At 63.0% G+C, this 21,086-nt stretch carries 17 protein-coding genes; 10 read left to right on the top strand and 7 right to left on the bottom strand.

All coding sequences use genetic code 11. The features are described 5' to 3' along the window. The first annotated feature begins 45 nt into the window (after window positions 1–45). From ACXAF5_RS06870 to ACXAF5_RS06860, 3 genes are all read left to right on the top strand, one after another. Window positions 46–2,466: a GcvT family protein gene (locus ACXAF5_RS06870; protein ID WP_474946039.1), complete on the top strand. Its 2,421-nt coding sequence runs from the start codon at window positions 46–48 to the stop codon at window positions 2,464–2,466. Window positions 2,467–2,810: 344 nt separating this feature from the next. Continuing rightward, entirely contained in the window at window positions 2,811–4,247 is a 1,437-nt protein-coding gene (locus ACXAF5_RS06865) for a glycosyltransferase family 2 protein (protein ID WP_474946038.1), read from the top strand. Window positions 4,248–4,250: 3 nt separating this feature from the next. After that, window positions 4,251–6,110, top strand: a complete 1,860-nt coding sequence (locus ACXAF5_RS06860) for an FkbM family methyltransferase (RefSeq protein WP_474946037.1) — start codon at window positions 4,251–4,253, stop codon at window positions 6,108–6,110. A gap of 104 nt (window positions 6,111–6,214) precedes the next feature. On the opposite strand, the gene ACXAF5_RS06855 is transcribed toward ACXAF5_RS06860, so the two are convergent. The 6 genes from ACXAF5_RS06855 to dctP all read right to left on the bottom strand — a co-directional run bounded on the left by ACXAF5_RS06855 (window position 6,215) and on the right by dctP (window position 11,917). Beyond that, window positions 6,215–7,459, bottom strand: coding sequence for an NAD(P)/FAD-dependent oxidoreductase (locus ACXAF5_RS06855; protein WP_474946036.1), 1,245 nt, complete (start codon window positions 7,457–7,459; stop codon window positions 6,215–6,217). A gap of 96 nt (window positions 7,460–7,555) precedes the next feature. After that, window positions 7,556–7,906: a RidA family protein gene (locus ACXAF5_RS06850; protein ID WP_474946035.1), complete on the bottom strand. Its 351-nt coding sequence runs from the start codon at window positions 7,904–7,906 to the stop codon at window positions 7,556–7,558. A 35-nt stretch (window positions 7,907–7,941) separates the two neighbouring features. After that, a complete protein-coding gene (locus tag ACXAF5_RS06845; RefSeq protein ID WP_474946034.1) occupies window positions 7,942–8,970 on the bottom strand; it encodes a histone deacetylase family protein in 1,029 nt (342 codons plus the stop codon). 18 nt (window positions 8,971–8,988) lie between these two features. Continuing rightward, complete coding sequence (locus ACXAF5_RS06840; RefSeq protein WP_474946033.1) at window positions 8,989–10,275, bottom strand: TRAP transporter large permease; 1,287 nt, start codon at window positions 10,273–10,275, stop codon at window positions 8,989–8,991. A 4-nt stretch (window positions 10,276–10,279) separates the two neighbouring features. Next, the gene (locus ACXAF5_RS06835) at window positions 10,280–10,843 is read right to left on the bottom strand and encodes a TRAP transporter small permease (protein ID WP_474946032.1); all 564 of its coding nucleotides are present in this window, start codon (window positions 10,841–10,843) and stop codon (window positions 10,280–10,282) included. Between the two features lie 72 nt (window positions 10,844–10,915). Next, window positions 10,916–11,917: a TRAP transporter substrate-binding protein DctP gene (gene dctP, locus ACXAF5_RS06830; protein WP_474946031.1), complete on the bottom strand. Its 1,002-nt coding sequence runs from the start codon at window positions 11,915–11,917 to the stop codon at window positions 10,916–10,918. A 250-nt stretch (window positions 11,918–12,167) separates the two neighbouring features. On the opposite strand from dctP, the gene ACXAF5_RS06825 reads away from it, so the two are divergent. After that, window positions 12,168–13,151, top strand: coding sequence for a LysR family transcriptional regulator (locus ACXAF5_RS06825; RefSeq protein ID WP_474946030.1), 984 nt, complete (start codon window positions 12,168–12,170; stop codon window positions 13,149–13,151). 67 nt (window positions 13,152–13,218) lie between these two features. On the opposite strand, the gene ACXAF5_RS06820 is transcribed toward ACXAF5_RS06825, so the two are convergent. Then, window positions 13,219–14,244, bottom strand: a complete 1,026-nt coding sequence (locus ACXAF5_RS06820) for a nuclear transport factor 2 family protein (protein WP_474946029.1) — start codon at window positions 14,242–14,244, stop codon at window positions 13,219–13,221. A 176-nt stretch (window positions 14,245–14,420) separates the two neighbouring features. Here ACXAF5_RS06820 and ACXAF5_RS06815 point away from each other — a divergent pair, with 176 nt between their 5' ends. The 6 genes from ACXAF5_RS06815 (at window position 14,421) to hisD (ending at window position 21,023) form a co-directional block, all read left to right on the top strand. Further along, window positions 14,421–15,467, top strand: a complete 1,047-nt coding sequence (locus tag ACXAF5_RS06815) for an ABC transporter ATP-binding protein (RefSeq protein WP_474946028.1) — start codon at window positions 14,421–14,423, stop codon at window positions 15,465–15,467. A 70-nt stretch (window positions 15,468–15,537) separates the two neighbouring features. Continuing rightward, a complete protein-coding gene (locus tag ACXAF5_RS06810; protein WP_474946027.1) occupies window positions 15,538–16,746 on the top strand; it encodes an ABC transporter substrate-binding protein in 1,209 nt (402 codons plus the stop codon). A gap of 86 nt (window positions 16,747–16,832) precedes the next feature. Then, window positions 16,833–17,855, top strand: coding sequence for a carbohydrate ABC transporter permease (locus tag ACXAF5_RS06805; RefSeq protein ID WP_065322605.1), 1,023 nt, complete (start codon window positions 16,833–16,835; stop codon window positions 17,853–17,855). Between the two features lies 1 nt (window position 17,856). Next, on the top strand, window positions 17,857–19,011 hold the full coding sequence (locus ACXAF5_RS06800; protein WP_474946026.1) for a carbohydrate ABC transporter permease: 1,155 nt from the start codon (window positions 17,857–17,859) through the stop codon (window positions 19,009–19,011). A gap of 123 nt (window positions 19,012–19,134) precedes the next feature. After that, the gene (locus ACXAF5_RS06795; protein ID WP_474946025.1) at window positions 19,135–19,686 is read left to right on the top strand and encodes an ester cyclase; all 552 of its coding nucleotides are present in this window, start codon (window positions 19,135–19,137) and stop codon (window positions 19,684–19,686) included. A 5-nt stretch (window positions 19,687–19,691) separates the two neighbouring features. Continuing rightward, window positions 19,692–21,023: a histidinol dehydrogenase gene (gene hisD / locus ACXAF5_RS06790; RefSeq protein ID WP_474946024.1), complete on the top strand. Its 1,332-nt coding sequence runs from the start codon at window positions 19,692–19,694 to the stop codon at window positions 21,021–21,023. Window positions 21,024–21,086 lie beyond the last annotated feature (63 nt).

Here is a 21,086-nt window from a genome sequence, read left to right as displayed (position 1 = left end):
CCGCAACCCAACCTTCACCACCAGCAAAGCGAAAGCACCAATATCATGCGTACAGAAGCCAAAGCCGTCGTGATCGGCGGCGGGGTCATCGGATGCTCGATCCTCTACCACCTGACCAAGCTCGGCTGGTCCGACGTGGTCCTCCTGGAGCGGGACGAGCTGACCTCCGGCTCCACCTGGCATGCGGCGGCCAATATCCACGGCCTGCACGACAGCACCAATATCTCCCGCATCCAGCACTACACCATGACGCTGTATAAGGAGCTGGAAGCGGAAACCGGCCAGGGCTGCGGCGTGTTCCAGCCCGGCTCGCTCTACCTGGCACAGACCGAAGCGCGCGAGCACCAGCTGCGCCTGCAGGCCGCCAAGGCCAAGCTCTATGGCATGAATTTCTACGAGATCTCCATCGAAGAAGCGCAGGAACTCAATCCGCTGGTGAATTACGACGGCATCCGCTGCGTGATGTATGAACCCGATGGCGGCAATGTCGATCCTTCGGGCGTGACCCAGGCCTATGCCACCGGCGCACGCCAGCGCGGCGCCGAGATCCATCGCTTTACCCCGGTTACCGCCACCGAGCAGCAGGAGGACGGCAGCTGGATCGTGAGGACCCCCAAGGGCGATATCCGCACCGACTGGGTGGTCAACGCCGCCGGCCTCTGGGGGCGCGAGGTTGCAAAGCTGGCCGGTCTGGACCTGCCCTTGCAGCCCACCGAGCACCAGTATTTTGTCACCGAGACCATCAAGGAAGTGACGGACATGGACCGACGCCTGCCCTCGGTGTCGGATCGCGACGGCGAATACTACCTGCGTCAGGAAGGCCACGGGCTGCTGGTCGGTGCCTATGAGCGCAACATGAAATTCTGGGCCGAAGAGGGCACGCCGCTCGATTTTGCCCATGACCTGTTCCCCGATGATCTGGAGCGCATCGAGGAAAACATGATGAACGCCATCGAGCGCCTGCCGCTGGTCGGCGAAGCGGGCATCAAGCGGGTCATCAACGGGCCGATGATCTGGTCGCCGGATTCAAACGTTCTGTTCGGCCCGGTGCCGGAACTGCAGGGCTATTTCTGCTGCAACGGCATCATTCCCGGCTTCTCGCAGTCCGGCGGCATGGGGCTGATGGCGGCGCAATGGATGATCGAGGGCGAAACCGAATACGACATGTTCGCCTGGGACGTGGCGCGGTTTGACGACTGGGCCACCAAGGAGTTCACCAAGGCCCGCGTGCAGGATCAATATGCGCACCGGTTTGCCATCCACTTCCCGAACGAGGAACGCAGCGCCGGCCGCCCGGCCCGCACCCGCCCGATCTACGAGATGCAGCGCGAGATGGGCGCGGTCTTTGGCCTCAACGCCGGGTGGGAGCATCCCCTGTGGTTTGCCGATCAGCCCGGCACCGAGGACACCAATGGCTTCACCCGGCAGAACTGGTGGGAACCGGTGGGCGCGGAATGCAAGATGCTGCGCGAGCGCGCCGGCATCATCGACATCTCGAACTTTGCCAAATACCTCTGCAAGGGCCCCGGCGCCGAAGACTGGCTCAACGCGGTCTTTGCCAACACCATGCCAAAATCGGTGGGCCGCTCCTGCCTGACGCCGCTGATTTCAAAACGCGGCGGCATTGCCGGGGATTTCACTGTCACCCGCACCGCAGAGGACGAGTTCTGGATCATCGGCTCCGGCATGGCGGAACGCTATCACAAGCGGTTCTTTGGCGCGGTGCCCCTGCCCGAGGGCACGTCCTTTGAGAGCATGACCCAGTCGGTCTGCGGCTTTAACGTAGCCGGTCCCAAGTCGCGCGAAATGCTCCAACGCATGACCAACGAGTCGCTGGACACGTCCGACTTCCCCTTCATGCGCAGCAAGCGCCTGATGTTGGATGGGATCAATGTGCTGGCGCTGCGGGTGTCTTTCACCGGGGACCTCGGCTGGGAGTTGCACTGCGCCACAGAAGATCAGCAAAAGCTTTATATGGCGTTGATCGAAGCCGGCCGCACCGTCGGCGCGGGCCCTGTCGGGGGGCGGGCCCTGATGTCGATGCGCATCGAGAAGGGCTATGGCTCCTGGAGCCGGGAATACTCTCCCGAATACTATCCGCAGGAGGTTGGCCTCGACCGGCTCTGCAAGATGGACAAGGCGTTCCTCAACAAGGACGCCGCCGCAGCGGCCATGGCACAGGAAGCCCGCGAGACCCTGGTGCTCTTGCGGCTTGAGGAGGCGGATGTGACCGCCTCCAACGCAGATGCAACCGGTGGCGAGCCGATCTTCAAGGATGGCCAGGGCATCGGACGGGTCACCTCGGGCACCTATGGCTATACGGTCGGCATGTCGCTTGCCCTTGGATTTGTGAAGGGCGCCGTCCCCGGCGATACGGTCGAGGTCATGGTATTGGGTCGCCCGCATCGGGCGGAAATCCTGGCCGAGCCACCGTTTGACCCCAAAGGCGAACGCCTGCGCGCCTGATCCTGCAGGAAACCGAAGCGGCAGACACAAGCCGCACTTGCAAGGTGGCGCGGAGCTCTCCGCGCCACGCCCCGCCCCCGGCCTGTGGCGTCGCCCCCGGCACGCGGACGCCACCGCAGCGGGCTGCAATACACAAGCGCAAAAACACGAGTCCTGCTGATCTTGCGCCGGATCTTTGGGAAAGTTTTAACCAAACTGGTGATAGATCTTGCTCAATGCCCGCAGAGCACGATCATGAGCTGTGACGCGCGGCAGGCCATCATCAGCACCAGAACGGTGTGAAGCTTGTCGGGATTGTCATGCTGGATTCGGCATCAAGTCAGAAAAACAACTGCCTGGTCTTCATGCCGGCACGAAATTGCGAGATCTACGCCGCAGAGGCCATTCGAAGCGTTGCCCGGCAGACCCATGAGGACGTTCACGTGCTCTATGTCGATGACGGTTCCGAAGACCAGACAGGCGAGATCGCCCAACACTATCTGACCGAACTCTTTCCCGCGCGGCACACCTATGTGCACAATCCGACACGGCTTGGGAAATCGCAAAACATCTGGACCCATCTGCGCCCCCTGGCGGCGGGGTTCGATTTCATCGCAATCCTGGATGCGGATGACCAGCTTGCCGATTCAAACATCCTCCGGGAAATGGCCGCACATTATGCTGCTGGCAAGGATGTGGTCTGGACCAATTTTTTTACCGACAGCGGTCAGCAAGGGCAGAACCGCGCCCTGGACCCCACGCGCTCGCCGCGGAGCCAAAGTTGGTGCACCAGCCATTTCTTCAGCTTTCGCAGTGTCTTGCTGGAGAACATCCCGGAGAGCTATTACAAGGACGGCAAAGGGGACTGGTATATGGGCGCCTGTGACGTCGCGCTCGCGATGCCGGTGCTGGATCAGACGCGGAACTACAAGTTCATCCCCAAACTCGCCTATCGCTACACGATGACCAACCCGCTGTCGCTACACAACAGCACCCCCAAGCTCAATTCTCTGACCTCGAAGCTGCAGTACAACAACGCGATCGAGATCCATGCCAAGCCACCGCTGCCGCTGTATCAACCGCGCTCGCCTCTGCCAGCGCCCCCCGCAGACTCTGCCCCCCCCATCAGCTCAGTGTCCGGAGATATCAAATTGTCCGACGTTCCGTCCATCGACCCCGCTCAGGTCTGGCACCCCCAGGCCGCCCGTCAACTGGGGATGCAGCATCCCGACCTGCTCTCCGCGCTGGCCGTGACAGCGGACAGCGGGACAACCCCGCTGCAACTGTTGTCGCTGTCTCGGATCATCAGCCGGCACGCCGGGCGCGTGCTCTACATCGGCGCGCCCGACACTGCGACGCTTGTGGTGGCGCTGGCCGCAGAGGCCTCCGTGACCTGCCTGATGGCGGGCCCCCGGGACGAACAGGCGCTTCGGGCGCGGCTTGCGCTGCTCGGGCTGGACCGCACGGTCGAGATCCTCGCCGCGCCCAAGACCAAGGTGCAGTTCAACAATCAGGACTGCCTGTTCCCGTCCTGCGCGGCGCTCTCCGAGACCGCGCCCTTTGACGTGGTGATCGTGGATGCGCGCGCCGAGGAGAACGAAGGCACATTCGCCGTTGTCGCCCTGCCCGCGATCTCTGAATACCTGTCGCAGTCCGGGTTCCACTTCTGCACCCTGCTCAGCCGGAACGAGGTCGCCGCGCAGGTGATCGAGCAAACCGCGAAACTGACGGTGGGTCTGGAGCAATGTCTCGGCGGTATCGGTGGCACCGGGATCGTGACCTTTCCGGTCGCAAAGGACTAGCAGATGCCCGTGACCAACCGCAGCGCCCCTCACAACAGTTCGCAGATCCCCCCCATGCCCCTTGCCAGCACTGCCACGCGTCACGTCAAGACGCTCAAGGCCTTTGGTCACGATATCCCGGTCTATCTCCCGTCCGAGGTCGACCAGATGCAGAAATTCGTCCGCGAGACGGGGCGCTTCCATGAGGAAGAGCTGCTGATCGCGCTTTGTGCGCGCCTGCCGGAAACGCCGACGGTGGTCGACGTGGGCGCCAACATCGGCAACCATACCCTGTTTTTTGGCCGGGTGCTGGATGCGCAGGTCATCAGCGTCGAACCGGTCCCGGATGCCTTTGATATTCTTGAAAAGAATGTCGAGCTCAATGATTTGGGAGATCAGGTCGAACGCCACCAGCTGGCGCTTGGGCGCACAGCCGGGCGCGGAGATATCGTCGATCTGACCGCCAGCAACCTCGGGTTCGCCCGCGTGGAGGAAACGGATCAGGGCAGCGTGGAGATTTCCACACTGGATGCGCTGACACAGGCCCGTCATGTCGATCTCCTGAAGGTCGACGTCCGGGGCCAGGGCGACCAGGTGCTGGAGGGGGGGCTGTCGACCATTGAGCGGTGCAAACCGCTGATCGTCGCCGAGGCCAGCTGTCGTGAGGAACTGAACCGGATCGAACAGCTGCTGTGGCCCCTCGGCTATCAAAAGGCGGAGCGTTTTGGCGACAGTGGTGCTTATCTCTTCAGGACCTGTCTGGAGCGGGCGCAGGACGGCCGCAGCTACACCAGACGCATTCTGGACAGCGTCGCAGAGCAGCTGCCGGCGACCTCGGGGCTCTATGCGGGGCTGTCGACCTCGGTGGAAAACGATGCCGCGCTGCGGGCAACGGTGACCTCGCTGCTGCCGCAGGTGGACGGCCTGTTTGTCCATCTCCATGGCGTCACGGAGGTGCCGGAGTATCTGCACCGCATGGACAAGGTCACCTGTGTCCTGCGCGAAGACCCGGCCCAGCCCGGCGACGCGGGTCGGTTCTGGGGGCTCGACCACATCGAGAACGCGATCTACCTGGCCTGCAGCGACGACTATCTCTACCCGACCGATTACGCCCTGCGGATGGTGCAGGAACTGGCCCAGACCGAGGGCAAGGGGATCGTCTGCGTCGATGGCATCCTGCTGCAATATCCCGCATCGCCCGCCGACATCAAACGCGCAAAAAGCAGGTTCCGCCCCACGGATCCACTGGTGCGCCGCCGTCGCATCCATGTGCCCGCCACCAGCTCCTGCGGCTTTCACACCGGGACAGTGAACCTGAAGATGGCCGATCACAAGGCCGGCGACAGCGCCGAAGAATGGCTTGTGACCTATGCCGAGCAACACGGGATTGCACGCTATGCCATCCCACGCCCTGCCACCTGGCTGCAACCGCTCCGGGCGGAGAACAGAGACACGCAACGGCGCCGCACCGCCTCCGCCGCCACGGACAGCCGCGCGCAGGACGGGGAAGCCTCCGCCTTGCGGGACTTGCTCCCGATTTCGCTGGCCAACCAGGGCGCGGACGCACGCATCGTGCTCTGCGATCTGGAGCGGGACGGCAAGATCATCTCGGCGCTCGACAGCCTGCGCCCCGGCACGCGAGATCCGATCGTGTTCATCCTGTGTGACGAGATCACCGAAAAGCTCCGGGCGATGATTGCCCAGCACAGATCCTGCTGGGAGGTCCATCTGCTGTCGCGTCACCAACCCTGCCCTGACGACTGCCGCACGCTTCTTGCGCGGGAGACGATCCAGCTGGAATACCACAAAAGCGTCAATGGACGCATGCAGCTGGCGGAGATGACCGAAGACCTCCGCAGCTGGCTGGCCACACCGCTTCAATAACCGCTGCCGGTGCCGCCCGGCTGGCTCAGGCGGCGCGCCTCGACGTGCGGTGCGGTGCGCCTGACGCGCGCTGGCTGGTTCTGTCGCGGGCCAGGGTCAGGACCCTAGGTGATAATGGCGGGGCGATGGGCGGGCATCAGCGGCGCGCAGGCCTCATCGGCGTCCCCGTCCAGCATGTCCCCCAGATGGCGCGCGGTGGTCGGCCCAAGGGTGAACCCCTGGTGCCCATGCCCGAAATGGAACCAGAGACGGTCATGTCTGGGCGCAGCGCCGACCATCGGCAACATATCGGGCAGAAAGGGCCGTGTGCCGCGCCAGATCGGCCCGGCCTCGGTCGCGCCGAGGTCGAGATAGGCCGAAAGCCCGCTGGCGGCCCGGTCAAGCTGGCGCACATCCGGCACCCGGCCCGAGGCCTCCAGCGCCACACCGCAGGTCATCCGCAAGCCGCCCTTCATACTGCAGAGCACGACCCCGTGGCGGGCATCAAACACCGGGCGGCGCAGCGTTGCGGCCTGCGGATACATGCGATGCGCGCCGTGTTTCATGATCATCCGCACCCGGTAGCCCAATTGCGCCAGCAGGGGCGGCGTCCATGGCCCGAGTGCGATGACGGCATGTTCCGCACTCACCCGCCCTGCGTCGGTCTGCACCTCCCAGGCGTGGCCCGCACGGCGCAGCGTGCTGGCATCACCGCGGCGGATGGTGCCACCCCGGCGACGAAACAGCTCCGCATAGCGGGTGACCAATTCACCGGGCGCAGTGCAGCTCCAGACCTCGCGCCAATGGATCGCGCCGGCGGGCGGGGTGCGAAACATCGGCTCCGCCTGGCATAGTTCGGCACCATCGAGTGGCACCGCGTCGATCCCGTAGCGCTGTTGCAGCCGGTCGAGATCGCGCGCCATGGCCTCGAATGCGATCGGGTCCTGAAACACGGACAGATAGCCATCCCGCGCAATCAGATCCTCGGCGCCCGCAAGGCTGATCCAACGGTCGTGATCGGCGCAGGCGCTGCGGATCAGCCGCGCATTGGGTTGCGACAGGAGCTGATGGCGCCGGGGATGGGAATAACGGTAGTATTGCCACAGCGCGGGCAGTTGGCTGAGGACACCCCGCGGCGACCACACCACATCGTTGCTGCGCCCCAGCAGGATGTCGAGGATCTCGGGCAGCGCGCGGGGCATGGCGTAGGGCTCTGCCGCTTCGGCCTGGATCAGCCCCGCATTGCCATAGCTGGTCTCCTGCCCCGGTGATTTGCGGTCGACAACCGTGACCGCATGCCCCCGCGCCTGCAACTCCAGCGCGGTCGCAATCCCAACCATGCCGCCACCAAGAACCAGAATTTCGGACATGAGAGAGGGCTCCTGTAGGCAAGGCGTATCCCGCACGCCCGCCGCAGGCCGCGGGCGTGGGATGTGTTTCATGCAGGGGGCCACGGCCCCCGGAAATCAGCCTTTGGCGGCGATAACGAGGATCTCGACGGTGAACTCGGGCGTGGCGAGCTTGGATTCGCCACAGGCCCGCGCGGGCGCACGGCCTTCGGGGACCCAGGCATCCCAGACCGCGTTCATCTCGGCAAAATCAGCCATATCGGCGAGCCAGATGGTCGCTTGCAGGATGCGCTCCTTGGAGGAGCCCGCCTCGGCCAGCAGCGCGTCAATCTTGTCGAGGCAATCCTGCGTCTGCTGGGTCACGCTGGCCCCGGCGGTGCCGACCTGACCGGCGAGGTAGATGGTGTCGCCATGGGTGACGATCTGGCTCATTCGTTGGGTGGTGTGGGCGTAGGTGATATCACTCATAGTCGTCTCTTATGGTTTGAGGATTAAAGGGAATCTCAGCGTGCGGCAGAGGTAAAACCGCCAAGCACGCGGGTGAGGTTATGGCCGAGGCTGTCGGAGATGTAACCGCCCTCCTGCACAAAAAGCGTCGGAAGGCCCGCGCAGGCAATCGCCTCGCCAATGCGGGAAAACCCGTCGCCAGTGACCTGAAAGCCCTGAAACGGATCGTCCTTGGAGGCATCAAGGCCCAGCGCAATGACCAATACGTCGGTGCCAAAAGCGCGAACGCGGTCGAGGCAGGTGTCGAGCGCGGCCAGGAAGGGCGCATCATCGGTACCACGCGGCAGCGGCAGGTTGAGGTTATAGCCCCGCCCCCGGCCCTCGCCGCGTTCAGAGCTGTGGCCCCAGAAGAACGGGTAAAAATCCGCAGGATCAGCGTGGATCGAGAGCGTCAGCACATCGTCGCGATCATAAAACAGCCCCTGCGTGCCATTACCGTGATGCACGTCCACATCCAGAATTGCCGGCCTGAGACCCCGATCCCGCAACAGCTGCGCGGCGATGCCGGAGTTGTTGAGAAAACAAAAGCCCCCCGCCATATCGCCAAAGGCATGATGCCCCGGCGGGCGACAGAGCGCATAGGCAGCGTGTTCGCCATTTGCGACCAGATCGGCGGCGCTGATCGCGGTCTGCGCCGACCAATAGGCAGAGCCCCATGTCTCGGCATTGATCGGACAGGAGGTATCGGCCTGATGATAGCCCGCCTGCCCCAGCGCAGACCGCGGATAGCTGTCACGGCGATCCCCCGGCTTGATGTGGGAAATCACTTCCGGACCTGCGCCCTCAATCTCGGACCAGCGGGCGTGGATGGTCTGCAGGAAAGTCAGGTATTCCGGCGAATGCAGCGCAGCGATGGGGCCAAGGCCGGCGTCCTCGGGGGCGGTAAATGTACAGCCTGCCGCCTCGGCGCCGGTGCGCAAGATCTCGGTACGTTCGGGTTGTTCCGGGTTTGGCTTCATCACCCCATAGGCCATGAACTGGCTGGGATTATGGGCGCGTTGGCGGGGATCATAGATCGCTTTCATGTCGGTCTCCTTGCGGCCTTAGCCAAAGACAAAATTGGGCAGCCACAGCGCCACGTCTGGCACAAAGGTGGTGATCAGCAGCGTCGGCAGCCACGCAAATGCGATCATGATGAAGGTGGGCTTCAGCATCTCGCTCACGGGCGTGTCGGTGACCTTTGCGCCCAGGTACAACAGCGGCGCGGTCGGCGGCGTGATATTGGCCATGCCAAGATTGACGCCAAGTACAGCGGCAAAATGCACCGGGTCCATGCCGACGCTTTGCACGATGGGCAACAGGAGCGGTGCCGACAGCAACAGCCCCGAGATATCATCCATCAGCATGCCAATGAGGATCATCACCAGATTGACCATCAGCAGGATCACGATCGGGTTGTCCGAGATCGAGAAGATCAGATCCTTGGCCATGCCGGGGATGTCCTCGAACACCAGAAAGCGGCTGACGATCACCACAACAAAAACCATCAACATCACCACGCCAATGGTGGTGCCCGCATAGCGCAGGGTCGGCCAGATGTTCTGGGGCGTAAGGCCGCGATAGATGAACAGGCCCACCGGAATGGCATAGATCACCGCCACGCCTGCAGCCTCAGTGGGGGTCATGATACCGCCGTAGATGCCACCCAGAATGATGATCGGCATCAACAGCGCCGGAAAGGCCCGCCCGCCGCGCCGCACAAATTCCTGTGGATAGCTTGCGGGGCGTTCCAGCAGTTTCAGATCCGCCTTGCGCATCAGCACGTAATTCACGATGCACAGAAGCGTAATCAGGATCAGCCCCGGCACCACGGTCGAGAGGAAACACTTGAGCACCGATTGCTGCGCCACCCACGCATAAAGGATCTGCGACGAGGACGGCGGGATCAGCAGCCCCAGTGGACAGGCCGCCACAATCAGCGCCGCCGCCGGGCCGCGCGGGTAATTCGCGGCCTTCAGATGCGGCATCATGATCGAGCCGATGCAAGTGAGCGTTGCCGCCGCCGAGCCAGAGATCGACCCGAAGATGCCGCTGGCAAACACCGCCGCCGCGCTGAGGCCCCCGTGGATGCGCCCCACCAGAAGCTCCGCCACCGAGACCAGCGGCGCAGCGATCCGCCCCCGCTCCATGATGGCACCGGCGAAGATGAACAGCGGGATCGCAAGCAGCACGATGGAGTTCATCTTCCAGTGTCCCGTGGGCATGAACCCGGTCACGTCATGGCCGCCAAAGACGCCGATAAAAACCAGCACGCCGCCGAACGACAAAGGCACGCTGACACCAATGAGGAGCAGCACACACAGGATCAAAAGACTGCCGAGGATAATCATGGGGTCAGGCTCCTGCGGCAGGGTCGCGATCGGCGGGCACGGCAAAGCGCGCCGCCGGAAGTTTCAGGAAAACAAAAAGCCGCAGCGCGCTGTAGAGCCCCATCAGGCCAAAGCCGACAAAGATCGCCGCACGCGGCACAAAGAACGGAATTTGCAGGGCAATCGTGGTCTGATAGCGGGGATAATCGCCAATTTCCTCGATCATCATCACCGTGGACCAGTAAAACAGCACCAAGGTCACCAAAAGCTCGATCCCGGTGATCAGGATCGCCCGCGCGCGCCGTTTGACGGGATCGAGGATCACAAAGTCCAGGAGATCGGCGTTCACATGCACGCCCTCCCAGGTGCCAATGGCGGCGGCGATGAAATAGAGCCAGAAACAGATGATCAGCAGCCATTCCTCATAGGCGAACAGATCGGCGTTAAAGCCATATCGGAACACCACCACGAGGAAGAAGGTCAGCGCCATGGCGATACAGCCAAAGCACACGTAGATCGTTTGCAGCCGCAACAGGGTGCGGACCAGCTTGGACAGCCCGGGCGGCAAATCCCGGCTCAGGTCTTTCATGATGCAGTCACCGTCTGGAGATCAAGGACAGGCCCCGGATGCCGGGGCCTGCGCGCTGTCAGATCATTGGGATCAGTTGCTGGGGGCCATCAGGCGGTCGATCACATCCTGACCGACAATCTCTGCAATCCCCGGCCAGACATCCTTGCGCACGGTCTCGGCAATAGCGCTGCGCTCGGCGTCAGAGACCTCGACCACCTCATAGCCGGTTTCCTTGAGCTTATCGATATAGCCCGCTTCATTGGCCTTGGCCTCGGCAAAATAGCTCTGCGCGGCCTTGTCAAACGCGGCCTGCACGGCGGCGCGCTGTTCGTCGTTCATCTCTTCCCATGTCTCCATGGAGGCGTAATAGGTGGTGTTCTCGACCACCGCGCCATAGGGGATGAAATACTTGCCCACATCCGAGGTGGCGAAGGCGCTGTATGCCAGCTGCGCGGTGCAGCAGATCGCGCCATCCACAACACCGGACTGGATCGCCGGGAAGACCTCGCCCCAGTTCATCGTGGTGGCGTTGAAGCCCATGGCCTCCACGGTGTTCTTGATCACCTGGCTCGACCAGACACGGATGTTGACGCCCTTGTCGCCCACAGATGTTGCGTTTTCGGGCAGGCTTTCCGCAACCACGCCGATAAACCCTTCGGGCGCATTGGCCAGCAGCTTCAGCCCCAGTCCTTCAAGCCGTTCGGCAAAGATTGCGTTAAAGGCGCTGTCCTTGTTGAGGTAGATATTCTCCATCTCGTCAAAGCTCGACACCAGATAGGGCAAGGAGTTGATCTCCAGCACCGGATCACGGTGGGCATAGATGACGGAATGCACCAGATCGACGTTGCCCCGCGCGGCGTCCTCGAACAGCTCTTCGCCGGAGCCAAGCTGCCCGGCCTCGAACAACGTCACCGAGAGGCCCACATCAGCGCCTTCGATATCGGCCTCGATCTGTTTCAGGATGTCATTTCCGAAGTGTTCGACCGGGACGACGCCCGCGAGTTTGAGCCGCATATCGGCCGCCTCCGCCGCGCCCAGCGACAGGGTGAAAGCAGCCGCCGTGGCTGCGGTGGTCCAAAGTGACTTACGCATGAAAATCTCCGTTCCCTGTTGTCAGTGCAACGCGCAACCGGATGGCCCCTCTGTCGGCTGGTGCCGCTTCTGCGGAGGGGCCGTGTCGCCACGTTGATCTTCCGTGAAATTTGCGGAGGGATCTGGAATAGATCAAATAGATAATTGATTAACCCGCCATAGATTTTCATAATACAGCGAGGATTACACATCCATTCACCCCCACAGGCCAAGGCCAGCCCCTCGCAATAAGGCATTGTTTTCAAATAACATGACGCAGCCCCCCTCCGCCTCCGCGCCGCCACATATCGACCCCGAGCGTCTCACCCGAGAGATGAACTGGAACCTGTTGCGCACCTTTGTGGTGCTGGCAGAGAGCGGCTCCATCACCGAGGCGGCGGAGCGGTTGCGGCTGAAACAGCCCACGGTTTCGGTCGCCCTGAAGAAGCTGGAGGACCAGCTGGGCCAGCGCCTGATCGAGCGCTCGCCGGGGCGGTTCACCCTCACCGAGGCTGGCGCGATGCTCTATCGCGAGGCGGTGAACATCAACGGCTCCATCCTGCGGCTGGCGACCCTGATGCGCACGGTGACGCCTGAAATCAGCGGCCATGTGCGCATTGCCGTGGCCAGCCATGTGCTGTGTCCGCTGTTTGATGCGGTCATCGGCGATTTCTACGCCGACCACCCAAAGGCGAGCCTTGCCATCGACGTGATCACCAGCGGCGATGCGATCTCTGCGGTGGCGGCCAAACGGGTGAGCTTTGCCCTCGCCCTGGTGCGCGAACAGGATCCGAACCTGCGCTACATCCCGGTCTACCGCGAGACATTTGCGCTGTTTTGCGGCCCGCGCCATCCGCTGTTTGGTCGCCGCGACCTGACACTGGATGACCTCAAAGGCCACGCGGCGGTGGTGTTTGACAACGACCGGCTGCAAGACGCGCTGCAGGATGTGACCCTGCTGCGCGCCCGCGCCGCCCTCGCGTCCCAGGTGACCGGCGTATCGGAGAACCTCGAAGAGGTGCGCCGCATGATCATGGCCGGGCTCGGCATCGGCCCATTGCCCAAACATGTGGTGGCCCGTGACCTGCGCGACGGGTTGCTGTGGCAGGTCCCCCCGTTCGAGGACCTGCCCGAAGTGGATGTCTACCTGGTCTGGCACCCCGAAACGATCCGCAATCGCGCCGAGGACAGGCTGCTCACGAACCTGATCGCACGGCTGGAGTCGACGCCGCTGTCCGACCGTGTCTATGCCTGATCGCCCCTCCCTGACAGCCCCGTCACCGCGCAGGGCGCGGAAATGCCCCTGAGCATCGGCGCGAGGGTCAGGACCCTGCGCGCGCTGCGGGCCCGATCTGGGCCATTCGCCCCAGCACATCGACGCCTTGCTGTTTCCAGAAATGCAGCAGGTCGATGAAGACCCAGTTCTCCGCCAGCTTGTCACCGTCGCGGCGATAGATGTCGATCACCCGGAACTCGCCGGGTTTGCCGGTGGCGGGCATGCCCATGAAACCGCCGCTCGGCACCGCGGTGAAATTGGGCCAGCCGAAGAAGCCGCCGAAATTGCCCTCGCCGATCCGGCAGATGTGTTGGGTCTTGGAACGCTCTGAAAACCCGGCGCGAAAGGGGCCGGAGTGCTGTTTGGCATAGCGTTCGATCGTGTAGGTGGCGCCGATCCCCGCCGGGCCCCACCACAGCATGTCCTGATGCCAGGTGCGGGCCAGTTCCTCTTCCAGCGGCAGCGCACCCTGCCAGGTGCCAAGGTCGGTGACCATCCGCTGTATCAGCTCCAGCGTCTGCGCCCCCGCGGCGGGGTCCTGCGGGTCGAACATCACGCCATCATGGGTCTGCGGCCCCGGCTGCACCTGATGGCTGGCGGTCTGCGGCGGAAAGGGCTGCAGCCCGGCCTGCATCATCAGATGCGGGATGTCGAAATACATCGCCGTCTCGGTGATCCGGTCTCCTTCGACGCGATGAAAGGCGCAGTAGCGCAGGAAGACCAGCTTGCCCGTCGGCGCGATCTGGAGCCAGGGCGCGTCAAACAGCCCCATCAGATGCCCCATCGAGCAGACCCAGATCCCGCCCGGGTCCGAATAGTAGTTCTCGCCGGCCATAAACACGTCGAGCCGCCGCTGCATCCGGGTCAGCGCGCCCCTGAGGGGCTGCCAGAACGCTTGCGCCACCGCCTCCGGCCCGATGATTTCATCAAACGGATGATAGCCGCGCCAACGCAGATTCGGGCTGCAATATCGCGCCATAGCAGCCGGAATCGCAGCCCCCTCGGCCCCGTCCAGGGCCTTGTAGAAGGCGCGCACCAGGTGTTTCGCGTGCTGGAGTTCTGTCGGTTTCATTCGGAAAATCAGCCCCTTAGATTTCGGATCGCGCCGCCGCCCCGCAGAGTTTTGCAAACGCTTGCAAAAACATCTTGCCAGATGGCGCTTCCTGTCGCTACCCTTTTTGCAAGCGCTTGCAATTTCAACCTTGAGATTGTGACAAAGCGCAGCGCCATCAGACGCGGGGAGTATCAATGGCTGAAATCCAACTGCGCAATATCGGCAAGCGCTGGGGCAGTTTTGTCGGGGTGAACAACTTCGATCTGACCATCGCCGATCGCGAATTCCTCGTGCTGCTCGGCCCTTCGGGCTGCGGCAAGACCACCACCATGCGGATGATCGCCGGGCTGGAGGATGTGACCGAGGGCGAAATCCTGATCGACGGCAAGGTGGTGAACGATCTGGAACCCAAGGACCGCGACGTGGCGATGGTGTTCCAGTCCTATGCGCTGTATCCGAACCTCAATGTCTATGAAAACATCCGCTTTCCGCTGAAGGTGCGCGGCGTCGACCCCGCGACCCATGACGACAAGGTGCGCCGCGCCTCCGCCATGGTGGAGCTGGACGATTTCCTGCATCGCAAGCCGGCGGAACTGTCCGGTGGCCAGCGTCAGCGCGTCGCTCTGGCCCGCGCCATCGTACGCGAACCCAATGTGTTCCTGATGGATGAGCCGCTGTCCAATCTGGACGCCAAGCTGCGCGTCTCCACCCGCGCCCAGATCAAGAACCTCAGCCACGAACTGGCCATCACCACGATCTATGTCACCCATGACCAGATCGAGGCGATGACGCTGGCAGATCGGGTGGTGGTGATGAAAAAAGGCGTGGTGCAGCAGGTCGGCTCGCCCACGGAAATTTACGACCACCCGGCCAATACATTTGTCGCAAGCTTCATCGGGTCTCCCGCAATGAACCTGATGGAGGGCACCGTCACCGGCGGCACCTTCCGCGCCAAACATGTGGAAATTCCGGGCCTTGAGGCCAAGGATGGCCCGCTGACGCTCGGTTTCCGCGCCGAGGATGCCAGCCTCGCCCCCGAGGGTCAGGGCCAGATCACCGCGCCGATCTACACGCTCGAACTCCTGGGCGATGCGACGATGATTTCCGTGCGCGTCGGTGGGGCGCTGGTCTCGGTCAAGGCAGACAAGACCTTCCGCGCCGAAATCGGCGATCCGGTGCACCTCAGCGTGCCGCCCGCGATCTGCCACCTGTTTGATGCCGAAACCGGCGAACGCATCTGACCATTCCAGAACAGACCGGGACAACCCGGCGGACCTCAACTCAACAGGAACCCCACAGGGAGCCAACTTCATGACACTCAAGACCATTCTGATGGCAGGGGCGCTGTCCCTTGCGGGCGCGGCGGCTTCGGCCTCTTGCGCGTTTGAAAACACCGTGCCGCTCAAATCCCTCACCGCCGGGTTTGAGGCCTGGAAGGCCGCGACCGACGCGATGGCGGAATGCGGCAACTTCTCCGCCTCGCTCGATCAGGAGTTCAAGGAAAAGCAGCCCGAGGCCTTTGCCGCCAACCCGGCGCTTTACCAGATCGGCGGCGTCGCCAACGAGACGCTGATCCCGCTGCTGAACGCCGGCACCATCCGCCCGCTGGATGATCTGGTGGCGAAATACGGGGAAAACCTGACACCCAACCAGCTGATCAAGATCGACGGCGAGACCATGGCGATCGCCATGATGGTGAACGCCCAGCACCTGATGTACCGGCAGGACATCCTGGCTGATCTCGGCATCGAAGAGCCCAAGACCTATGCCGATGTCCTCGCCGCCGCCGAACAAATCAAGGCCGCAGGCGTCGTTGACTATCCGCTCGGTGGTACCTTCAAGACCGGCTGGAACCTGGCGCAGGAATTCGTCAACATGTACCTCGGCGAGGGCGGCAATTTTGTCGACGCCGACAACAACCCCACCATCAACACCCCCGAAGGCATCAAGGCGCTGGAAACCCTGAAGGCGATGACCGCCTATATGGACCCCGAGTATCTCGTTTCTGACTCCACCTATGTGCAGCAGCAGTTCCAGCAGGGCAAAATCGCCATGGCCAACCTCTGGGCCAGCCGCGCCGCCGCGATGGAAGATGCCGCCGAAAGCCAGGTGGTGGGCAAGGTCAAGATGGCCTCCGCCCCGATGGGCTCTGCCGCGCCTGCAACCTCGCTGTGGTGGGATGGCGTCGTGCTGGCCGCCAACATGAGCGATGAGGAGGCCGAGGCCGCCTTCAGGGTGGTGATGGAAGGGCTCGACACCGAAATGGTGCAGGCCAACAATGATGCCGCCGTCTGGCTGGTGCCCGGCTATGAGGCTGGCCCGCTGGCCGCCGGGGCCGCCGCATCTGCCGCCAACGGCGCCCGCCCCTACCCGGCCTCCACCGCGCTGGGCATCCTGCATTCCGCCCTCGGCAACGGGCTATCGGCCTACCTGACCGGCGCCAAGGATGCGGAAACCACGCTGGCCGACATCGAGGCAAACTATATCACCGCCGCCAAGGAAGCGGGCCTCCTGGAGTAACCCTCCCCTCTCCTCGTCGACCTCGGGGGAGGCTGCGCCCTCCCCCCTTTTTCCCAGTCCCACGGAACCATGAGAAAGGCAGAGACATGAATTTCCGCACCTTTGCCGCCTTTGTCGGCCCCTCTGTCTTTATGATGCTTCTGTTCATCGCCTTTCCGCTGATCAGCGTTTTTGTGCAGAGCTTCTATGTCACCCAGACCGTCTATGAGGTGGTGGAGGTGGAAACCTGCACCCCCGGCTTTCTGACCCAGACCTGCACCACCGAAGAAAAGTCCGTCCCGGTTGTGGATGACAACGGCGACGTGATGACGCGCACCGAATTTGTCGGCCTGCAAAGCTACCGCAATGTGCTGGAGCTGGGCCGCGCGTGGGATGCGCTGAAATCCGGCAGCTGGTCGGCCTTTCAGACCATCGACTTCTGGAAGGCGCTGCGCTTTACGCTGACCTTCACCCTCATCACCCTGCCGCTGAACATCGGCCTCGGCCTTGGCATTGCGCTGATGATCAACAACGCCGCCCGTGCGGTGCGCGGGCCGGTGATCTTTATCTCGCTGCTGCCGTTCATCATCACGCCGGTGATTGGCGCGCTGTCGATCAACTGGCTGTTTCGCGGCGACGGCATCCTGACGGCGGCGATGGAATGGTACTCGGGTCGCGACATCGCCATGTTCGCCCAGGCCTGGACCATCGAGCTTTTGATGATGCTCTACCGCGTGTGGCACGTCGCGCCCTTTGCCGCGATCGTCTTTTACGCGGGCCTTCAGACGGTGAATTCCGACAGTCTCGAAAGTGCGGTGATCGACGGCGCCTCGCGCTGGCAACGGCTGCGCTACATCGTGATCCCGCATCTGATGCCGCTGATCATCTTTGTGTCGATGATCCACCTGATGGACGCCTATCGCGTGTTCGAAGAGGTCGTCGGCTTCTCCTCCCAGGGGCACGTGATCTCGCTGCAATGGCTGACCTATGATTTCCTGGTTCCGGATCAGGCGGGCAACCGTTCGATCAGCCGCGCCTCCGCCAGCGCCATGCTGACCATGATCGGCATCACGCTCCTGCTCATCGCTCCCCTGCGCCGCACCTGGCGCGATCATAAAGGAGGCCACTGACATGTCGTCCCGTGCCATGCGCCAGCCCCTCAGCCTGCGGCTGACCTCCAACAGCCTCCTGATCCTGTGGTGCGTCATCGCCGCCTTCCCGATCTTCTGGATCACGGTGATGAGCTTCAAGACACCGGTGGATGCCTTTGATGCCAACGCGCTCAATGTGATCTTCGGCCCCGAAACCCGCGCCAAGGGGCATGGCGTGTCGCTCTTCGACATCTGCCTGCTGGGACTTGCGCTCTGGGGGCTGTGGCGGGGGGCGGCCCGGCTGCTGCCCTCGATGGTCAGGAGCTATGCCCCCGCAGGCACGGTCTGGCTGGGCTGGCTCATCGGTGCGGCTGCGTTTGCTCTGGTCGCGCTTGTCACGCTGTTTGGCCTTCTGCCTGTGCTCTCGAACGCGCTGAACCCGGTGCTTGGGGCCTTTGGAGCGGATGTGATCGGCCTCACCACGGAGCATTACAAGACCGTCTGGATCGACCGGGGCTTTTCCCACAACTTCCAGAACTCTCTGGTGGTGACGGCAGGTGTCGTGACCGTATCGCTCACCGTGGGCACGCTTGCGGGCTATGGTCTGGCGAGGTCCGGCTCGACGCTGGCGTTCTGGATCCTGATCGTCGCATTGGTGTTCCGCGCCCTTCCACATTCGGTGCTGGTGGCGGGATATCTGCCGGTGTTTATCAACTCGTCCGAGTGGCTGGCACCGATCCTCGGGGAGAACGCGCCGACGCTTTATGGCAAGCCGATGGCGGTGATCGCGGTGCTGGTGGCGATCAACCAGCCCTTCACCATCTGGATGCTGCGGTCGTTCTTCCAGAACATCCCCGCCGATCTGGACGAGGCCGCGCGGGTCGATGGCTGCAACCATTTCCAGGCCTTTCGCCGGGTCATCATGCCGGTGATGTGGCCGGGGGTCATTACCACGGGGCTGTTCTCGTTCCTCCTGGCCTACAACGATTTTCTGGTGACCTCGCTTCTGCTCGATGCGCAGAACCAGACCATGGTTCCGGCCATTGCGGGGATGTTCAACCGCGAGACCACCACCACCGATCAGGTGGTCGCCGTTGCCGCCGCCGTGTCGATCACCGCGCCTCTGTTCATCCTGGTGATGGTGTTCCAGCGCCAGATTGTCTCTGGTCTGACAGCAGGGGCGGTCAAGGGATGAGCTGCGCCTTTCGCCATACGGCCAGCGCCCGCCACCCGGCGCTGAACCGCCTGCCACGGGATTTTCTGTCCGCAGGGAGCCTGCCCTCCCTCACCACAGAAACCGCATTACAGGAGTGACCTCATGAAAGGTTCCCGCCCCGAACAGGCCGTGCTGACCCGTGACACGGATATGACCAAGACCGAAGAGACCCGCGCCGTGATCGAAGGCATGGTCGACGGTCTCAACGACCACCGCATTGCCGACATCGGCGAATTCTTTGCAGAAAACTTCCGCTGGCTCGGCAATCAGGGCTGCGGCACCAAGACCGGCCTGCGGGAATTTCAGGACAATTGGCAGCGCCCCTTTCAGGCGGCGTTCTCCGACAAGACCTGCATCGACGAAGCCCGCCTCTATATGGGCGAATGGGCAGCCGCCTTTGGCCGTCAGGAAGCCACCCATTCGGGCGAATTCCTCGGCATTGCGCCCACCGGCAAGCGGGTCGAGATCCGCTATATGGACTTCTGGAAGGTCCAGGACGGCAAGATCGTCGACAATTGGGTGAATGTGGATTTCGCCCATGTGGCAGCACAGCTCGGTGTGGATCTGTTCAACGGCCACGGCTGGGAAACCTATGACCGCGGCGAAAAGACCCCGCCGCGCCCCGACACTCCGCGTACCGACAACCAAGGATAAGAGCCATGGCAATCACCTATCTCAAACGCGGCAAATCCGACGCCGCCCGCGCCGAAGACAACGCCAAGACCCGCGCCATTGTGGAGGCCACCCTTGCCGACATCGAGGCCCGCGGCGATGCCGCCGTGCGCGACCTCAGCGAGAAATTCGACGGCTACGCGCCCGAGAGCTTTCGCCTCAGCCAAGCGCAGATCGATGCCCTGATCGACGAGCTGACCGAGCGCGAGATTGCCGACATCAAGTTCGCGCAGGAACAGGTCGTGGCCTTTGCGCAGGCGCAGCGCGACTCCATGCTGGATATCGAGGTGGAAACCCTGCCCGGCGTGATCCTCGGCCACAAGAACATCCCGGTGCAATCGGTGGGCTGCTACGTGCCGGGCGGCAAGTTCCCCATGGTCGCCTCGGCCCATATGTCGGTCGCCACGGCCAAGGTCGCCGGCGTGCCGCGCATCGTGGCCTGCACGCCGCCCTTCAAGGGCAAGCCGAACCCCGCCGTGGTCGCCGCTATGCATTTTGGCGGCGCCGATGAGATCCATATCCTTGGTGGTATTCAGGCCGTGGGCGCCATGGCGCTCGGCACCGAGACCATCGAGGCGGTGCATATGCTGGTTGGTCCCGGCAATGCCTTTGTGGCCGAAGCCAAGCGGCAATTGTTTGGCCGCGTGGGCATCGACCTCTTTGCCGGCCCCACCGAGACCATGGTGATCGCCGATGAGACCGCCGCCGACCCCGAGCTCTGCGCCACAGATCTTCTGGGACAGGCGGAACATGGCTATAATTCGCCCGCCGTTCTGGTGACGAATTCGCGCGCGCTCGCCGAGGGCACACTCGAGGAGATCGACCGGCTGCTGAAGATCCTGCCCACCGCCGACACCGCTGGGGTCTCCTGGGAGGAGTACGGCGAGGTGATCCTCTGCGACAGCTATGAGGAGATGCGCGAGATCGCCGATGAGATCGCATCGGAACATGTGCAGGTGATGACCGACCGCGATGACTGGTTCCTCGACCAGATGACCTGCTATGGCGCGCTGTTCCTCGGGCCGCGCACCAATGTGGCCAATGGCGACAAGGTGATCGGCACCAACCACACACTGCCGACGCTGAAGGCAGGGCGCTACACCGGTGGGCTCTGGGTTGGCAAGTTCCTGAAAACCCACAGCTATCAGAAGGTTATGACCGATGAGGCGGCCACGTTGGTGGGCGAATACGGCTCGCGCCTGTGCATGCTTGAGGGATTTGTGGGCCATGCCGAACAATGCAACATCCGGGTGCGCCGCTATGGCGGGGTGAATGTACCCTATGGCGAGGCGGCCCCCTATCGCGAGGCAGCGGAGTAAAGAAGGGGGCACTGCCCCCGGCCCCTCGCGGGGCCTCCCCCGAGGTATTTTTGAAAAGATGAA

It is taken from the genome of Epibacterium sp. ABV4_022 (assembly GCF_056159345.1).
The sequence above is the reverse complement of the archived record's forward strand: the minus strand, read 5'-3'. Positions and strand labels throughout refer to the sequence as shown.